The sequence below is a fragment of the Labilibaculum sp. genome, from assembly GCF_041595635.1.
In the GTDB taxonomy this organism is placed as follows: Bacteria; Bacteroidota; Bacteroidia; order Bacteroidales; family Marinifilaceae; genus Labilibaculum.
Genome location: NZ_JBFHJW010000022.1, coordinates 37993 through 56690 on the forward strand (window position 1 = coordinate 37993; position 18698 = coordinate 56690).

The following is an 18698-nucleotide window of genomic DNA, read 5'->3' on the forward strand; positions in this document are numbered from 1 at the left end:
AACAACAAAGGATTTGCACATTGCAAAGCCTTTGTTGTTATATTATTACAATGGAAGTAATTTAACCCGATGGATTAGTTGGCCAATTGCAATCCTTTAATTTTATCGTCGAAAGCGGATAGAGCAGCTTTTGAACCTTCGCCCATGGCAATTACAATTTGCTTGTAAGGCACAATGGAAACATCGCCTGCCGCGTAAATACCAGCCTGATTGGTTCTGCAGTGCGAATCAATTTCAATCTCCCCAATTTTGTTGGTTTTCACTGCATTTGCAAATGCTTGACTATTGGCAGTTAAGCCAATTTGAACAAATACCCCATCAGTTTGTATGCTTTCCTCATTGCCACTTTCTCTGTCGCGAAAAACAATGGCATTTACTTTACTGTCATCACCTTCAATTCGTAAACTTTGCGCATTGGTAGTAATGCTTATATTTTTTAATTCTTTAATTTTATCTTGAAGCACCTGATCGCCTTTTACTTCAGGCATAAATTCCAGCACTTTCACTTCTGTGGCAATAGAGGAGAGATCAATTGCGGCTTCTAGTCCTGAGTTGCCACCGCCAATTACCACTACTTTTTTACCTTTGTAAAAAGGACCGTCGCAATGGGTACAAAATGCTACTCCAGCCCCAATGTATTCACTTTCACCAGGAATATTTAGTTTTCTCCAACTTGCTCCGGTTGCTATAATTAGTGCAGGAGTGGTAAAGTTTTCTCCCAACGAAGTGGTGATTTTTTTGATTCCATCTACTACTTCAACTTCTTTCACCAAGCGGTTTTCTAAAATATCGATAGGATAATCGCCCAAATGTTCCATAAGATTAGCCGATAGTTTAGATCCAGTAGTTTTTGGAATCGATATCATGTTTTCAATGTCGACAGTTTCAGTTACTTGGCCACCAATTTTTTCAGCAACAATAGCTACCGAAAAGCCTTTTCGTGCCGAATAAATAGCCGCAGAAACCCCTGCCGGCCCGCCACCCGCAACAATTACATCGTATTCTTTGTTTTCTTTTTTTACCGATAAAGGTTCAACACCAACTAAATTTTCAATTTTAGCCAATAGTTCACCTAAAGAGGAGCGTCCAACATGAAGCTGCTCTCCGTTAGCATAAACGCTGGGAACTGCCTGAATATTTAATTGATCAACTTCTTCTTTGTTAATAGCTCCATCAATAATTTCATGACTAATATTAGGATTTAGAAAAGCCATTATGTTCAAAGCTTGAACCACATCCGGACAATTGGTACAGGAAAGTGAAATATAGCTCTTCACTTCTACTTTTTTATTGATGTTCTTAATTCGCTGGGAAAGCGTTTCATCGGGTAGGTTTTTTCCAATTCCATCCAAATTTAGAATGGCCAATAGAAGACTTGTAAATTCGTGTCCGTTAGGAACAGCTTTAAAGGTTACATTGGTGGCTTTACCATTTTTAAAGATTGTAAAGGATAATCCTTTTTCTTCTTCAATTTCAACTTGCAATTTATCCGAGCAATTGGCTACATCATCCAGCAAGTCAATTAATTCTTTTTTGTTTGGATGAGAATTGGCAACCTTAATTTGAAAGCTATATTGATTTTTAAGAGAAGTGAATAAATCAACAACCTGATTTTTTATAGATGTTTCCAGCATTTTGTTTTTGTTTTAGAGTAAACTGCCTCAAATCTTAGTTTTGCTGTCTACTTCGAAAATTTTCGAGTTTTTATGCAAAAGTCTTATTTGAGGCAGCTTATATGATTTTGACGAAAGGATAATTAATTAGATTTTACCCACTAGGTCGATACTTGGGTGTAAGGTTTCGTTTCCTTCTTTCCATTTTGCAGGACAAACTTCTGAAGGATTTTTAGCTACAAACTGAAGAGCTTTTAATCTTCTTAGTAATTCTTCTGCATTTCTTCCTACATTTCCAGCAACAACTTCGTAAGCTACGATTTCGCCTTCAGGATTCACGATAAAAGTACCACGCTCAGCAAGGCCAACTTCTTCAATCATAACATCAAATCCACGAGATAAAACTTCAGTAGGATCAGCTAGCATGGTGTATTGAATTTTTTTGATGGTATCTGAAGTATCATGCCATGCTTTGTGCACAAAATGAGTATCAGTTGAAACGGAATAAATTTCACAATCTGCAGCTACAAATTCACTGTGCAAATTTGCTAGATCTTCCAATTCGGTTGGACAAACAAAAGTGAAATCGGCTGGGTAGAAGAAAAATACTGACCATTTTCCCAAAACATCTGATTTTTTGACACTTTTAAATTCGTTGTTTACAAAAGCTTGTGCTTCAAAATCTACAATTTCTTTTCCAATTAATGACATAACTAAAGTTTTTTATTATTATTATTTCAATTTGTTTTTTTCTATGCTGCAAATCTAGTGTAGATTGCAATATAAATCAAATAGATAATAAATAGAAAGCGATAGGCAATATCTATAAAGGCACACAAGTAGATGGTAATTAGTGATTTGTTGGCGTTTGTTAGTGCGAATATTTTTATAATAAAATTTTATTCCAGCTAGTCACCTTACATTTTGGAGGTAGAATGACTTTTAAGGGCGAAGGAAAACTGGTAATTTCTTCTTTTTGGATATTTGGTGTAAAAATAAGCGAACTCACTACAATGTGAGCTCGCTTTTTCTCATTGTAAGGTGAGAGTTAGGATTTATAATTATTAAAAAATTAGCTTTTGACTTTAAATAGAACATCAAAGGCTTAAGCATTTATTACTCATTAGTGTTTTTATGGATTCGGCCAGGCGTTCTACACCTATTCGGCACTCTTTTTCATCAACAAAGGAGAAATTAATTCTCATAGTGTTTTTTCCGCTGCCATCGCAATGAAAAGCCGATCCTAATACGAAAGCTACATTTTTCTGAATGGCAATTTTAAACAGATCTTCAGCATCCATATTTTCTGGTAAGTTAAGAAAAAGAAATAAACCACCCTCAGGTTTTGTCCAACTTACACCTTTTGGCATGTGTTTTTCAAATGCTTCCAGCATTACATCCCGTTTTCGATGATACTGTTGTATAATTCCCTTCAGATTTTTATCGAACAGACCTTTTTCTAGATATTTAGCCGCTATTTTTTGTACAAAGGATGATGTGCATAAATCGGTTGATTGTTTTGCTTTCACAAATTGATCGATAATTGCCTCGTCGGCGATTACCCAGCCAATTCTAAATCCAGGAACGAATATTTTTGAGAAAGTTCCCAGCGTAATTACCTGTCCCGAAGCATCTAATTCGTACATCATTTTCTGAGGTATTCCTTCAAATCGAAGTTCTCTGTACGGACTATCCTCAATGATTAAGATGTTGTATTTTTTAGCTATGGCAATAATTTCCAATCTTCTGAATTCGGGCATCGTAATTCCTGCAGGATTCTGAAAGTCAGGAATTACATAGATAAATTTAGGGAGGTCGTCTTTTTCCAAAAGCTCAGCTAAAGTAGCTTCTAAAAGATCGGAACGCATACCATATTTATCAAATTTAATTCCAATAGGTATTCCACCGTAACTCGAAAAGGCTCCCAAGCCTCCCAGATAACTAGGCAATCCGCAAATAAATTTATCGCCACTGTTCAGAAAAATTTTTCCTGCTAAGTCAAGCCCTTGCTGCGATGAGGTAAGAACTACCAAATTATCTTCGGAAATGGTTAAACCGTGTTTTTGATACCTTTGAGTTAGAATACTGCGTAGTTTCGAATCTCCTTCGGTGGCACTATATTGTAAGGCAGCATTTCCATCTTCTTCTAAAACTTCACTGCTTATTTGTTTTAATTCATCGATAGGAAAGGTGCTAGGAGCAGGAAGTCCTCCGGCAAATGAGATAATTTCAGGTTTTTGTGTTAATTTTAATAGCTCTCTGATAACAGATCGTTTCATGCGTTTTGCACTATCAGAGAGAATGTTTTCAAGATTTGTGATCATTATTTGTCCCCCTTTGCTAATGGTTAAATTCGTAAAAGATATAATTCAAGCTTTGTTTATAAATTTACGATATTTAGGGGGTAAAACAATGAATTTGTTAATGAAATTAGATAAAACACTTATAGTTTAAAACAAATATGTGTTATATCATTTAAATTGATTAGATTAATTCCCGAAGTTTGTCCAGCTGTCGGTTTTTATTTACATCTCTCATTTCACGAGCTGTTTCGGTAAAATATTGATGATTCTCAATGAATTTAATCTGTAAGCGATTCCAGTCATCAATATTTTTTATTTTGCCATGTTCTTTCAATTCGCGATATAAGTTTCCTGAAACAGGGATAAAGTCAGTTCTTCCCAAATAGTCTAAGTCTGCATCACAAATAATCATCTCCAAAAGACTCTTGGGTTTTGGGGGAAATTTGGTGGTCATGATTATTTCGGAGATTTGATTAATTTGTTGGGCTGTATAAAAGTATTTTGGAAGAATGTGACGAGCCATTTTCACGCTGCATTCTTCGTGTTCGGCATAGGAAAGAATAAAACCAGTATCGTGAAACAAAGCAGCCGTTTTAATGATAAGCATTTCCGAATCTGAAATGTTTTCTTTTCGGCCAATTATCTCTACTTCGGTAATTACATCAATGGTGTGTTTTAAGTTGTGGTAATATAAGTTTTTAGGAAGTTCATTTTCAAGTTTGGTCAGCACAGCTTCTTCTAGATCATCGTATCGGAGCATTTGGAATTGGGTCATGAAATGCTGATTCGGAACCAAGCCTTTTAAATCAACCGACATGTTAGGCTTGAATCCTTTTACAAAATACATGTCGATATTGCCTTTGTACTTGACTGGCATTCTTCCCCGGTATTCACAAATAAAGAAATCTTTAATGAGCATGTAGGTCATGCCCGAGATATTGATTTCGCTCACCGAGCCCGAGGATTCCATTCTACTGGCAGTGTTTACGGTATCACCCCAAATGTCATAACTGATTTTTTTAGTGCCTACAACTCCTGCAATTACGGGTCCTGTATGAATTCCAATTCGTAACCCCCAAATTGCTTTTTTGCCTGCTTTCGAGTTAATTCTCATGCTTTTCATGTACTGCTGTATTTCCATGGCAGCTAAAATTACTTCTATAGGATTGGTTCTGTTTTTATTGGGAATTCCGCCAGCACACATATAGGCATCACCTACGGTTTTAATTTTTTCAATATTAAATTTCTCGACTACAGAATCGAAATGCATAAAAAATTTGTCCAGCTCATCAATCAAATCTTCAGGATTCATTTGCTCAACAATTTTGGTAAATCCATGAATATCCGAGAACAATACAGTCACCATACGAAACCTTCTTGAACTTACTTTACCTGTAGATTTGAGTTCTTCGGCAGTTTGTTGAGGTAAAAGATTCGAAAGAAGTTTTTCAGCTTTGTCCTTCTGTTGAATTAATTCTTGATTTTTATCGTAAAATTCATTTTCGATCTCTTCTTTTTGTTTATTAAGTCTCCTTTTATACCATAAATACATTAAAGCAATTAAAATGAGTTGAGAAAGAGCAAGTAAGATAAAATTTTTTGATGTTAAAAAAGTACTGATTTCTTCTAATAATACAAGAATTATAGTTATGTATTGTTTTGTTGATGAGTATATTAATAGAAGATAGACTGAGGTCATGTTTTAGGAATTATAATTCATGATTAACAATGGTAATAAAAATAGCCAAGAATTTTTAATTAATAGGCTTAAGTTTAAATTAATAAAGATTATTACCCAACTCTTTTAAATTTGTTAATTTAGTTTAATTTGGCTAAATTGTACCTCGGTTATGTTATGTATTTAATGACTATCCTCTTTTTACTATGAACTATGGAAAATACTAAGAAATCAATACTTGTAGCCTGGGATTTCTCCGTTGTGGCTGAGTATGCGCTTGATCACGCATTAATATTTGCTGAAAATGTTGATGCTAATGTTAGCTTGCTACACATCGTTAAAAAAGATTCTCACATTGATGAGGCTAAGGTAAAAATGATTGAGGCCGCGGATAAAATAGAAAAACAAAAGGGAATTCGTCCTGGGGTGCTTGTTCGTGAGGGTAGTATTTTTACTTCCATTAATGATATTGCCAAAGAAATGAATTGCATTTTGGTGCTTATGGGTACTCACGGAATTAAAGGAATGCAAAAATTAACGGGCAGTTGGGCACTTAAAGTGATCATTGGTTCTCGTGTTCCTTTTATTGTTGTTCAAGAACCTCCAGTACATAAAAAATACTCTTCGGTGGTATTGCCTGTGGATTTTAAAAAGGAGAATAAAGAAAAGCTTAGCTGGGCTGAATTTCTAGGTAAATTCTTTAAAGCAAAAATGCGAATTATTACGCCTAAAATTCCCGAAGGTCAGATGCTTCAGAGGACAAAAGCCAATTTGGTGTTTGCAAAAAAATATCTCGAAAACAGAGGGATTGATTACGAGATTGATACCGCAGATGGAGGCAACGATTTTGCCATGGAAACGGTCAATTTTGCAAAGAAAATTGAGGCAGATATCATCTTAATCATGACCACAAAAAATATTTCCTTTCAGGATTATATGTTAGGAGCTCATGAGCAATTTGTGATTGCTAATTCTGCTCATATTCCAGTAATGTGCGTTAATCCACGAACAGATTTAGCCAAATATGGTAGTTTTTACTAAAGCATAAATTTGAAATTTATATATTTGAACAACGGTTGAGAAGCCGTTGTTTTTTTATATCCATATCTGATTAATTTTGTTAATATGAAGCTTGTTTTTGCCACAAATAACCTGAATAAACTAAAGGAACTGCAAAATCTTTTGGGAGAAGAAATTGAACTTTTAAGTTTAGCCGATATTCATTGCCAAGATGAAATTCCGGAAGATCATGAAACATTAGAAGAAAATGCACGCCAGAAGGCCAAATACATTTTTGATAAATATAAATTGAATTGTTTTGCTGATGATACTGGTTTAGAAATAGAAGCTTTAAATAACGAGCCAGGTGTGTATTCTGCTCGTTACGCTGGTGAGGATAAGGACTCAAAAGCCAACATGAAAAAGGTACTTCTTAAGCTAAAAGGTTGTGAAAATAGAAAATCTAGGTTTAGAACTGTAATATCTTTATTTATTGATGGTAAGGAGAATCAATTTGAAGGTATAGTTAAAGGAAACATCCTTGAAAAAGAACGAGGAATAGACGGATTTGGTTACGATCCTATATTTGAACCAGATGGATATGAACTTTCATTTGCAGAGATGGATATGAAGGAAAAGAATAAGATCAGCCATCGAGGTTTAGCTGTACAAAAATTAGTGGATTACTTGCTACAACTCAAGTAAGTATTTTTGAATTTTGTTTTGAAATGAAACCCAATGAAATTAGTCGTAGGATGGATATTGACTTTTTTACTCACGGTGAGCAGCTTGAATGGTCGCGGCCAAATTAAGATTGGTGACTGGCGGGAGCATTTACCTTATTTGAAGGCAGAAAAGCTTCTTGTGGGAAATGAAAAATTATATTGCCTAACTGTTTCGGGTTTATTCTCTTATTCGTTGAGCGATAATGAAATTGTTGCTTACAGTAAAACCGCAGGTTTGTCGGAATCGGAAATATCTGCCATTGGTTGGGCTGATGGTTCTGAGATTTTACTAATTGGCTATTCAAGTGGAAATATTGATTTGATTTCCAATGGTGCAATCAGCAATATTCCTGATGTTAAGAACTATAGCCTACTTGATGAAAAAGCGATTCTTTGCCTTGCGACGGAAGGTGATTTTGCATACCTGGGAACTGAGTTCGGAATTGTGGCAATTAACTTGGAAAAGGAGGAGGTTGCTGATACTTACTATATAGGCGAGGGCGGAGCAAAGCTTTCGGTGAACGATTTAATAATCAGTAATAATATAATTTGGGCGGCTACCGATGAGGGATTGTTTCATGCAAGCTTAACAGCAAGCAATTTGGCCGACTTTAATAGTTGGGAACAGGAGGTCGAAATTCCAAGTTATCAACGGGAATGTGAAAGCATAGAAGCCATTGGCGATGATTTATTTCTAAGTCGATTTTTAAGCGATGATGCGAGTGAGCTGTATCGTCTTGTTGATGGTAATTGGACTAATTTTTCTGGAAGTTTTTCCCGAATCTTCTCTCTTCGTAATGTCGATGATCAATTATGGGTCATACAAGCTGACGAAGTTTTGATTTTTAATACCAATGGAATTCAATCTTCTCAAATTCAGGTTTCGGAGGTCTCTACCATGCGAGATGCTTTAAAAATTGAGGGTCGTATATTTATGGCCGATTACCAACAGTCATTGCTCGAGCTCGAAGGAAGCACTGGAGAGCAAATAAAGCCTGATGGTCCCTTGAGTGAGAATGTTTCTAGTCTTTATTCGGTAGAGGATCAAACCTGGCTTGTGCCGGGGGGAATCACTTCAACTTATGCAGGATTAGGTGAAGAGGCTGCATTGTCGGTTTTCCAAGATCAGAAATGGACCAATTATACCAGCGAAAACACAGATGCTTTTGCCGGTAAGTATGATTTAACAACTGTTGTTGGCGATAAAAGTGATGCATCGCGCATTTATGCGGCAAGCTGGGGCGATGGACTTTTTGTGTTTGATCATGGTGAATATCAAGCCAATTGGAATACTGTAAATTCGCCTCTTGGCAGTAAGGGAATTAGTGGAATGGATAGCGATGAGGATGGAAATTTGTGGATTTTGGATGCTGCTTCTACTGAAGCCATTAAGCTTTACTCAGAAGATGGTGAATGGTTTTCTTTATCCTATTCGACTCTAGCAAATCGCTCGGATATGAAAAAAATACAATGTCTTTCCAATGGCGATAAGTGGGTTTTAAATGGTGTAGGACAAGCTCTTTTCGCGTTTAACGAGAATGAAAGTTTTTCCGATCAGGATGACGATGTATTGGCTGCTTTTTATGTGCGGGATGAGGATAACTCCATTATTAGTTCTAATGTTTATGATTTTATTGAGGACGATAATGGTGATGTGTGGGTAGGAACCTCTAGTGGAGTGGCTGTTTATGCAAATCCAGGCTATATTTTTAGGTCAGGGAGTTTTTATGCATATCAGCCTATTATTACAATTGATGGCTCTACACAATATCTTTTGACAACAGAAACGGTGAATTGCATTGCTTTAAATGGAGCGAATCAGAAGTGGTTGGGAACCGCTGGTTCGGGCGCTTATTTGGTTTCGGAAGATGGCGATGAACAACTTACTCATTTTACAAGCGAGAACAGTTCTCTACCATCAAATACCATTGAGAAGATATCGGTAAATCCGGGAACAGGCGAGGTGTTTTTTGTGACCGATTTAGGGATGGTATCCTATAAAGGAGAAGTTACCTCAGGTTCGGAAAGCTACAGCGATTTGTATGTCTATCCGAATCCGGTTCGTGAAACTTATCATGGCGATGTTGTTGTGAGTGGTTTAATTGCCGAATCTACGGTGAAAATTACCGATATAAGTGGCAATTTGGTGATGGAAGGAAAATCTGATGGAGGACAATTTATTTGGGATGGGAAAAATTTTAATGGCTCGCGTGTACATACGGGTGTTTATCTGATATTTTGTTCCAATTCTGATGCTTCCAAATCGAAGGTAATTAAATTACTGTTCATTCACTAAAAAAGGAAATCATGCTTCATAAGACCAAAGGAATCGTTCTCAGTCAGATTAAGTATGGAGAAACTAGCTTGATTGTTCAGGTGTACACCGAAAGGTTTGGTCGTCAAACATATATGGTGAAAGGAGGAAGGTCCAGAAAATCAGCTATGAAAGGCAATTTATTCAGGTCTTTTTTTCTTCTGGATATGGAAGTGTATCACAAGGAAGGTAAAAACATTCAATCATTGAAAGAAGTTCGACTTTGTGAGAATTTGAACAACCTGGTTTTTGATGTTTACAAAAGTGCAATGGTGCTATTTTTGGCTGAAGTATGCACCAAAGTTCTACGAGAAGAAGAGCAGAACCAGGAATTATTTGACTTTTTATACAATAGCATTCGCTACCTGGATCTTAGTCAGGACTCAATTCAATATTTCCATTTGTACTTTTTAAGTAAGCTAAGTCGCTATTTGGGTTTTTTTCCCCAATTAAATTGGTCAGCTGAAAAGGCTTATTTCGATATGGATAATGGTTTTTTTGTGGGCGAGGAAAGAAGGCATGCACATTGCCTTGAAAAAGGGATTAGTAGAAGGTTAAATTCTTTATTTATTACTTCAATTGATCAGGTTAATGTGTTAAAAATGAATGATTACGAGGTTGATGTAGTTTTGAGGTCTATTTTGAACTTTTATGCCCTGCAAATTGATGGTTTTAGCAATTTAAAATCCCTATCGGTACTTTCGGAACTCTTCCGCGAGGAGGACTAATGGCTGAAGCCTGCTTATTTCTTTGAATCCTTTTTCCAATTGTTTTGCTGATTAGCAAGATTTGAATATTTTTGCATGTCTTTTGGCCCCATAGTTCAAGGGATAGAACAAGTGTTTCCTAAACACTAGATGCAGGTTCGAGTCCTGCTGGGGCTACCAGGTAAATCCGTAAAATGCTATTTATATGCACTTTACGGATTTCTTATTTTGCTTTGTCCCCAGCATATCGCCCCAATCGTCTGTTTTTTGTACTTTGCTGCATTTTAAAAGTCCACAAACAAAGCTCCAAAATCAAGTCTTGCAAGCGAGTAGGCTCCATTCCTTCTGAAACTAGTAAAAAAATCCTTACCGTAAATAATTTATTATGCGTACTTTCGTTGGTCTGTCTTCCTATTTGCTTGCCATATAGGGTTGTATGTGAAAACACAAAACCTCAATTCAATAGAGGATCCCGGCTGGAATAGGAAGCCTTTCAAAGCCAGGCAGAATTACCAGCCTGCTGTTAGACTAGATAAATAGGTTCTGAAGAAGATAAGGGAAATAAACACTATAGCATTTACTAATAAGTTAGCCTTCATTAAAAACAAAAACTGTGAGAATTTCAGAATTCAAAGATTTTATTAGAGCATTTCCTTATTTGAATCAATCTTTTGATATAAAAAAGAAGAATTGGGAAATTGAATCTCAACAACAAAAAATTGATTTGATATTTAATGACACAGACACAGTAACATTGAACAGGTTTGATTTACTTAATTCAACACATGATTTAGAAAGTTTTATCTTAAAAACGTTGATGTGGGGTTATCCGACCAAGGGTAGAGGGCGAAATATTGAAAACATGCTTGAAAACGGAAATTTTGAGCGGTTAATAAAAATACTGGAAGATTATCAAGATACAGAAATCACGATTGAGAAATTAAAAACTGACTTGAAAGCTGTTCCTGGACTTGGTCTTTCAACCATTACTAAATTCACACATTTTCTAAATACAACTATCAACGGAAATAAAGCCGTGATTTTAGATATTCAAATCATTGAAGCAATAAATACTGGTCGTTTTGAAGACTTTAATCATTTGAGAGGAATTACATATGAGAATGCACCCAAACGCTATCCTGAATACTTAAAGACTATCAATGAGTTGTCAAAATCAATAAACGCTGAACCTGACCAAATTGAAATGTTTTTGTTCACCTTTGGGAGAACACTATCGGAAGTGGTTGAAAGAATAAGTTCTGATTACGATTGAAAAATAACGAAAGGCTAACAAAAGCTAAATTTCATGGGCGGTGATTAGCAGTTCGAAAGTTTAGTACAATTAATAAACACCAGCAAGCCCATTAAATTGGATTTGCTTAAAAATATAAACAAATTTAATCGGCTTGCTTCTTTAGCGTTTTGATGAGATTTCTCTTTGAAATCACCCACGATACTTAGCAAGACCGTTGTTTTATTAAAAAATGAAACTATGGACGTATTAAAACTAGCAATCGAATGGGCAAAAGCTGAAGTCTTCTCAACACGTTTCTTTATTTTCTTTGCGATTGGCTTTTTAATCGCAAGTGTTGGATTTTGGCAATTAGGAAAAACCGATTTAGCTAAGGCTTATATCATTCCAACCTTAGTAGTAGGTATATTACTATTAATAATTGGCAGCGGTACTAACTACACCAATGTGCAGAGAGTTAAACAATTTGAAAAGGATTTTAATACCGATAAAACAGCCTTTTATCAGTCTGAAATTGAACGTTCTGAAAGCACTTTAAAGCAATTTATATTTGTATTTAAATTTGTTCCAATATTAATTATTGTAGCAGCATTATTGATTCTATTTATTCATACACCAACCTGGAGAGCAATCAGTGTTACAAGCATTTCAATGTTAATTGTCATTCTATTAATCGACGGAAATGCACACTCAAGAATTGAGAACTACCACAAAGAATTGAAATTGTTGGACTTAAAAAATGAAATAAAAAAATAACCATACATTAATGGCTATAAGTAATTGCTTGTTTTCGCCTCCTTCTGAAAATCCGCTAGGATTTCAGTTGGCTGTGTACTTGCAAACTTAGGCGCAACCCACGCAACTACGCATATTCAAACTGTTGTGGGCAATTAGAATCCGAGAACATATAACATCGCAAAAAGGTCAAAATGAGTAACAAATATAAAGTAGGTGATTTAATTTATGACGCGAATGTATATGATGGAATGAATACAGATCTGACTGATTTGAAGTTCTATCGAAAATGGTTGCCCAAAGACAAGGGTGCTAGTATACTTGAACTTTGCTGTGGAACGGGTAGACTAACGATTCCAATAGCAAAGGATGGATATAAGGTCAGCGGAGTCGATATTATGAACTCTATGCTTGAACAAGCAAAAACGAAAGCTACCGAAGCTGGTTTAGAGATTGATTTTATTCAAGCGGACATTCGGTCTTTGGAGCTACATAAGAAATTTGATTTGATTTTTATTCCTTTCAATTCGATTCATCATTTATATCAGAATGCTGATTTATTCCAAACTCTTAAAGTTGTAAAAAAACACCTTAAAGAAAACGGATTGTTTTTATTGGACTGCTTTAATCCAAATATCCAATATATTGTAGAATCTGAAAAAGAACAGGTTGAAGTTGCTGAATACAAAACAAATGATGGTAGGAATATTTTGATAAAGCAGAAAATGCAATATGAAAACAAAAGTCAAATTAATCGGATAGAATGGCACTATTTTATTAATGACAAGTTTGATTCAATTCAAAATCTAGATATGAGATTATATTTTCCTCAAGAACTAGATTCCTATTTACAAGAAAATGGTTTTACAATTATTCATAAATTCGGTGGTTTTCGTGAGGAAGAATTTATTGACAGTTCGGAAAAACAAATATTCGTCTGTAGAAAATGATTGAGCGAAAAACAAAAGGGGCGTAGCCCTGCAATCTTCGTAGAAAATGATTGAGCGAAAAATAAAAGGGGCGTAGCCCTGACATCAAAAAATGAAATGATGGCAAATACATACACCCAATTTCAATTCGGAGTCTGGTATTTCGCTACTACGCCTTTCTACCAAATTTGATATCCTATCCATTGATTTTATTTGAGCAGATAAGGCTATCTTTGCGGGCGAATTTTAAAAAGCATGATCACAAAATGAATCAATTTAAATTCATCCGCTACCTGTTTGCTTTGCTCATGATCGGCTTGATGGTTGGAGTTTCGGATTGGCTGGGAGAGAAGGAAATAATCTTTCCGGAAATTGCGGCTCTGATACTGGGCTTGTGGATCATCGATAAGAAAGTTTGGATCATCAGCAGACCCATGGTGGTGTTGCTGATGACAGTGAGTGCCCTTTTTGGGATTCTCCTTGTGCGCTATTCTCCTATGCCTCTGTTTGTCAATCTTGCAATCTCATTTATATTCACCTCACTCTGTCTCTTTTTCAGTCGCACCAACCTGATACCGATTATCTCTGCATCCATGCTGCCTGTGCTGCTGGCGACCCATTCCTGGATTTATCCTCTGTCTGTTTTCTCCATGAGCCTTGTTCTGGTTGGTGTACAGTGGATTTTTGAGCAGATCGGATGGCGCAAATATGTGAATGTTAGTTCCAAGAAAAGTCTTTGCCGGCATACGCTGGTGCATTGGCTAAAATTGCTTGTGGGCTTTCTCTTTATAGCGGCAATTCCGGTGTACATCGGCAAAATGTATTTTATTGTTCCTCCACTGGTGGTCACCTTTGTAGAGTTTGCTTCCTCTGCGGCAGGTTTTCGAAAGCGTCCGGTGCAGATTTTCTTCCTACTCGTAGTCTCCGCAAGTTTGGGGGCTCTTTTTCAGTATGTTTTGCATGGCGTATTGGGTTTTTCGGAAGTTTATACAGTGCTTCTCCTTTTTGCCTGCCTTTTTCTGTTTATTGAATTGCTTGGGGAAGCTTTTGCGCCAGCCTGTGCCATTGCGCTTATTCCCATGATTATTCCGCCACAAAATGTAGCATTGTACCCCCTTCAGGTGGCCGGAGGAGCCGCCATCTTCCTATTGGTGGCAATGGTCTTTTTTCTGAAATGTTACCGCTGGAAACGCGCCCATCTTTGGGTCTGTTTTGTGCCGGAATTTCTAAGAAGCCGAATATTGGGACCTTCAAAAAGGGCAGTCCGCTAAAAAGTATAAGCCAGGAATTCTCTGTCAAGATTGTGATGTTTTACTGATTTTGTATCCTGCAATGCTTGCCGCGAAAATCCGGAGCCTTTCCCGATACTGTCTCAGGTTTTGTGTAAGGGATTATATTAGGTCAGCTTTCAGTTCATTCGGGAAGAGGTAGTAACTCCCCTAAGTATGGACAGTCCCTTTGGATTGCTAAGTGAGGTGGATATGGAGGATGTAAGAAGTGGATATCAAGGATATTCTTATGATCTAAAGGCAGATGAACACGGCTGTTATCGGATCGTTTAAGCAATTACTGTCTTTGCTTCGGTAATCTAAGTAGTCAATATCGGCATTCTAGTTCCTATTTTGTTAATTTTAGAATCGAAAGAGTAAAGCACTTCTACCTGGCAGGTAGGACCCTAAAAAGCATAGCAAATGATAAAATTTGGGACAGACAGACAAACAATTCATGATTTAAATATTTTTCCAGAGTCGAAAGGTGTTCGTTCCATATTCGATATCTACAACTCAACCACCACAAAAGGAGGAAGGGAGAAATTAGAGCAAATGATGAGGATCCCTTTGACCAATGCTGATGACATAAATGCCAGATTATCTTCTCTAAAATTCATTTGTGATAATGAAATATATTGTGCCCTCGATAAAGATTATCTCGATTTTATTGAATACTATTTAAACCAGAATACGCCAGTTTTAAGAGATAATTTATTCGATTCGCTTGTTGCACGAATTTCGTATCTGATAAAGCCGGAAAACGAGTATTATATTATTCAAAGAGGTTTGGAGTATATCAAAAATCACTTGCTTATTTTGTCTGATTTTTTGAATGATATCAGCACAGTAGATAGGCCCGATTTTTTCAATCGGCTATCAGAAGAAATAGAAAGCATAAAAAGTGAGCCAGAATTAGGACAGCTTATGAAGCAGGATAAGGATAGCTTTACTTTCCGTCAGATCAATTATTTTGATTTTATAATCAGAAAAAAAAGTAAGGAAACGATAAGAAGAGTTCTTAGGCTAAGCTATGAATTAGATGCTTATCTGTCGGTGGCTTACGTATCGAAGAAAAGAAATTTTGGATTTCCGGAACTAGCTAAGGCTTCTCCAGTCTACCTAAAAATCAATGGATTATTTCACCCTTTTCTCACCTCTCCAATAAAAAATGATTTCAATATTTTGGATGGTAAAAACCTGTGTTTTGTATCAGGAGCGAACATGGCAGGAAAATCAACCTTCCTAAAAACTGTTGGCTTATGTGTATATCTGGCCCATCTTGGATTTCCTGTTCCTGCAGATGAAATGAAGGTATCGATGTTTAATGGATTGTATTCAACGATTAATATCTCTGATGATATTAATAGGGGATTTAGCCATTACTATAGCGAGGTGAGAAGAGTAAAGGAGATTGCTTTAATGATAAAGGAGAAGAAAAATGTGATGGTAATCTTCGACGAATTATTTAGGGGTACCAACGTAAAAGATGCATTTGATGCGACCCTAATGGTTGCAAAGGGATTTTCAGAAATAAAAAACTCCTTATTTTTCATATCCACTCATATTGTAGAGGTTGGTCGGGAGCTTGAAAAGTTAAATAGTGTAGATTTTAAATGTTTTGAGTCCTATTTAAGGGGAGCTAAGGCAGTTTATAACTACAAACTTGCGAATGGGATATCTACAGAAAGACTTGGATTAACAATATTAAGAAGTGAAAAAGTAATGGAAATAATTGATGAGATTGTAGCCAAGCAGAAGAATGCACTCTCCTTACAGGAGTAAGATGATGTGTAGAGAAGAAGGGCGGCGAGTTATTTGAATGTACTTGCAAAAGATGGTTATCCTGTAAAAAAGCAATTACTATATCAATGAGAAATTATTTGATCTTCTAACAAAAAGTAGCTTCCCATAGTGCCACCTATCATCCTCCTAAGAGTAATTCTTTCGAGGGATTTTTGTTTCTCCTGCTTTTGCTGATTCAAATTCAGCTTGTTCCTTCAGATAATTTTTATTTGGATCAGAAGTAAAAAGCAGGAGCCTTGCATTTGGGAATCATTTTTCTTTCCTTGCATTCTTACCAAAATATACCACAAAATGAACGAACAAATCCGTCAAATAGCTTCGCGTTTAAGAGGTTTACGAGAAGTGCTGGAGTTCACCATCGATGAAGCTGCAGGTGTTTGTCATACCACAGCCGACACCTATTTGAAGTACGAAAGTGGAACGATTGATATTCCTGTGAGTGTCCTTCATAGCATTTCAAAACATTATCATATTGAGCTTACGGCACTCATTGCCGGCGAAGAGCCTCATGTGTTTGAGTATTCAATTACCCGCAAAGGCACAGGCGTTGGTGTTCACCGTCGAGGAGCCTATCAGTACGAGTCTTTGGCTTCGACTTTTGTTGGAAGAAAAGCAGAACCTTTTGTGGTTACCGTTGAGCCCAATGGGGAAGAGCTGAAGCAAAGTTCGCATGTTGGACAGGAATTCAATTTTGTGCTTGAAGGGGAAATGGAGCTGCGTTTAAATAATAAAAAGATTCTATTGCACGAAGGAGATTCAATATATTTTAATTCCGCGATTCCTCACAGTATGAGTGCAGTAAATAACCTGGCTTGCAAGTTTCTTGTGCTTATCCTAAAATAAAAAATACAATGCAGTTATATAAAAAATACCTCGTTCAGTCGGAATTTTCTTCCATGGACGATTTTATGACAAATTTTAAAATCAAGCAAGGTGAGAATTTTAATTTTGCTTACGATATTGTTGACGAGTACGCGAGGCTGGAACCCAGTAAAGTGGCTATTATTTGGACGAATGATGAGGGAGAACATGTTGAAATTACCTACGAGGAGTTAAAAAGAAAAAGCGATGAGGCAGCCTCCTATTTGCAGGAGATTGGTATTGGCCATGGCGATAAGGTGATGCTGATTTTGATGCGCCGACTGGAGTTTTGGTATGCAATTATTGCCCTTCATAAATTGGGTGCTGTGGCGATTCCCGCTACTCATCTGTTAACCAAAAAAGACATTGTTTACCGATGCTCAGCGGCAAGCATTAAAGCCATTATTGCTGCCAATGCAGAGCAGGTGGTTCATCATGTTGATGAGGCAAGAAAGGATTGTGAAACGCTGGAACATTGCATTGTCACAGGATCGGATGAGCTTGAGAACTGGGATAGCTGGGAAAAGGGTATCGCGAAAGCGCCCCGATTTGCCGGACCCGAAAAGGCAAGCTCGATTGAGGATACCTCCCTACTGTATTTCACATCCGGAACCACGGGCGATCCTAAAATGGTGGCGCACAATTTTGCCTATCCGCTGGGACATATTATTACGGCATCGTACTGGCACAATGTAAAGGAAGATGGTGTGCATCTTACCGTTGCCGATACAGGCTGGGGAAAAGCGGTATGGGGAAAGCTCTACGGACAAATGATGGCGGGTTGTTCGGTGTTTATCTACGATCATAAAAAATTCACGCCTAGCGATCTGTTGGCCGTCATTTCGAAATACAAGGTAACGTCCTTTTGTGCGCCGCCAACCATTTATCGTTTCATGATAAAAGAAGATATGTCTGCCTACGATCTTTCCTCTTTAGAATATTGCACCACAGCTGGCGAAGCACTTAGCCCGAAGGTTTTCGATACTTTTAAGGATTTAACGGGCATCATGCTCATGGAGGCTTTCGGACAGACCGAAACAACGGTTCAAATTGGTACTTATCCCTGGATGACTCCAAAACCCGGATCGATGGGAATGCCATCGCCATTGTATAAGGTAGAGCTTCATAAGCCCGATGGAACTTTTTGTGAGGTTGGCGAACAGGGCGAGATTGTAATTAATATCAAGGGCGGAAGGCCCATTGGACTATTTTCGGAGTACTATCGTGATCCGGAAAAAACAAGCGAAGTGCTCTACAATGGCTTCTACCATACGGGAGACATTGCCTGGTGCGACGAAGATGGCTACTACTGGTTTGTTGGGCGTGGCGATGATGTGATTAAGAGTTCAGGTTACAGAATTGGGCCATTCGAGGTAGAAAGTGCGCTGATGACTCATCCTGCCGTTGTGGAATGCGCCATTACCGGTGTGCCGGATGATGTGCGGGGACAGGTTGTAAAGGCGACCATCGTGCTAAGCAAAGAATATGCTCCCGGAAATGAGGCTTTG

16 protein-coding genes and 1 tRNA gene are annotated in these 18698 nt (G+C 37.2%); 12 read left to right on the forward strand and 5 right to left on the reverse strand.

Annotated features, from left to right (window positions below; all coding sequences use genetic code 11):
• Window positions 1-74: 74 nt before the first annotated feature.
• The 4 genes from ahpF to ABYT26_RS08525 form a co-directional block, all read right to left on the reverse strand.
• Entirely contained in the window at window positions 75-1634 is a 1560-nt protein-coding gene (gene ahpF / locus ABYT26_RS08510) for an alkyl hydroperoxide reductase subunit F (RefSeq protein ID WP_372752852.1), read from the reverse strand.
• A gap of 126 nt (window positions 1635-1760) precedes the next feature.
• A complete protein-coding gene (gene ahpC, locus ABYT26_RS08515) occupies window positions 1761-2324 on the reverse strand; it encodes an alkyl hydroperoxide reductase subunit C (RefSeq protein WP_372752854.1) in 564 nt (187 codons plus the stop codon).
• 386 nt (window positions 2325-2710) lie between these two features.
• Complete coding sequence (locus ABYT26_RS08520; RefSeq protein WP_372752856.1) at window positions 2711-3937, reverse strand: PLP-dependent aminotransferase family protein; 1227 nt, start codon at window positions 3935-3937, stop codon at window positions 2711-2713.
• 160 nt (window positions 3938-4097) lie between these two features.
• On the reverse strand, window positions 4098-5468 hold the full coding sequence (locus ABYT26_RS08525; protein WP_372752858.1) for an adenylate/guanylate cyclase domain-containing protein: 1371 nt from the start codon (window positions 5466-5468) through the stop codon (window positions 4098-4100).
• 339 nt (window positions 5469-5807) lie between these two features.
• Between ABYT26_RS08525 and ABYT26_RS08530 the strand changes: the two genes are divergently transcribed.
• The 5 genes from ABYT26_RS08530 (at window position 5808) to ABYT26_RS08550 (ending at window position 10519) form a co-directional block, all read left to right on the forward strand.
• The gene (locus ABYT26_RS08530; RefSeq protein ID WP_372752860.1) at window positions 5808-6635 is read left to right on the forward strand and encodes a universal stress protein; all 828 of its coding nucleotides are present in this window, start codon (window positions 5808-5810) and stop codon (window positions 6633-6635) included.
• Window positions 6636-6719: 84 nt separating this feature from the next.
• Entirely contained in the window at window positions 6720-7298 is a 579-nt protein-coding gene (locus ABYT26_RS08535; protein WP_372752862.1) for a non-canonical purine NTP diphosphatase, read from the forward strand.
• A 33-nt stretch (window positions 7299-7331) separates the two neighbouring features.
• Window positions 7332-9614, forward strand: coding sequence for a T9SS type A sorting domain-containing protein (locus ABYT26_RS08540; protein ID WP_372752864.1), 2283 nt, complete (start codon window positions 7332-7334; stop codon window positions 9612-9614).
• Between the two features lie 11 nt (window positions 9615-9625).
• Window positions 9626-10360, forward strand: a complete 735-nt coding sequence (recO, locus tag ABYT26_RS08545) for a DNA repair protein RecO (RefSeq protein WP_372752866.1) — start codon at window positions 9626-9628, stop codon at window positions 10358-10360.
• Window positions 10361-10444: 84 nt separating this feature from the next.
• Window positions 10445-10519: transfer RNA gene (locus ABYT26_RS08550), tRNA-Arg, on the forward strand.
• 43 nt (window positions 10520-10562) lie between these two features.
• On the opposite strand, the gene ABYT26_RS08555 is transcribed toward ABYT26_RS08550, so the two are convergent.
• Entirely contained in the window at window positions 10563-10787 is a 225-nt protein-coding gene (locus tag ABYT26_RS08555) for a hypothetical protein (protein ID WP_372752868.1), read from the reverse strand.
• 165 nt (window positions 10788-10952) lie between these two features.
• On the opposite strand from ABYT26_RS08555, the gene ABYT26_RS08560 reads away from it, so the two are divergent.
• The 7 genes from ABYT26_RS08560 to ABYT26_RS08590 form a co-directional block, all read left to right on the forward strand.
• Window positions 10953-11612, forward strand: coding sequence for a hypothetical protein (locus ABYT26_RS08560; protein WP_372752870.1), 660 nt, complete (start codon window positions 10953-10955; stop codon window positions 11610-11612).
• A 219-nt stretch (window positions 11613-11831) separates the two neighbouring features.
• Window positions 11832-12347 carry a hypothetical protein gene (locus ABYT26_RS08565; RefSeq protein ID WP_372752872.1) on the forward strand — a complete coding sequence of 172 codons (516 nt, stop codon included), beginning with the start codon at window positions 11832-11834 and terminating at the stop codon, window positions 12345-12347.
• Window positions 12348-12520: 173 nt separating this feature from the next.
• A complete protein-coding gene (locus ABYT26_RS08570) occupies window positions 12521-13276 on the forward strand; it encodes a class I SAM-dependent methyltransferase (protein ID WP_372752874.1) in 756 nt (251 codons plus the stop codon).
• 245 nt (window positions 13277-13521) lie between these two features.
• Window positions 13522-14526: a hypothetical protein gene (locus ABYT26_RS08575; protein WP_372752876.1), complete on the forward strand. Its 1005-nt coding sequence runs from the start codon at window positions 13522-13524 to the stop codon at window positions 14524-14526.
• Between the two features lie 420 nt (window positions 14527-14946).
• Window positions 14947-16308 carry a hypothetical protein gene (locus ABYT26_RS08580; RefSeq protein WP_372752878.1) on the forward strand — a complete coding sequence of 454 codons (1362 nt, stop codon included), beginning with the start codon at window positions 14947-14949 and terminating at the stop codon, window positions 16306-16308.
• 312 nt (window positions 16309-16620) lie between these two features.
• Window positions 16621-17172: a helix-turn-helix domain-containing protein gene (locus tag ABYT26_RS08585; RefSeq protein ID WP_372752880.1), complete on the forward strand. Its 552-nt coding sequence runs from the start codon at window positions 16621-16623 to the stop codon at window positions 17170-17172.
• Window positions 17173-17180: 8 nt separating this feature from the next.
• Window positions 17181-18698 (forward strand): AMP-binding protein (locus tag ABYT26_RS08590; RefSeq protein ID WP_372752882.1); only part of this gene is annotated, 1518 nt, incomplete at its 3' end.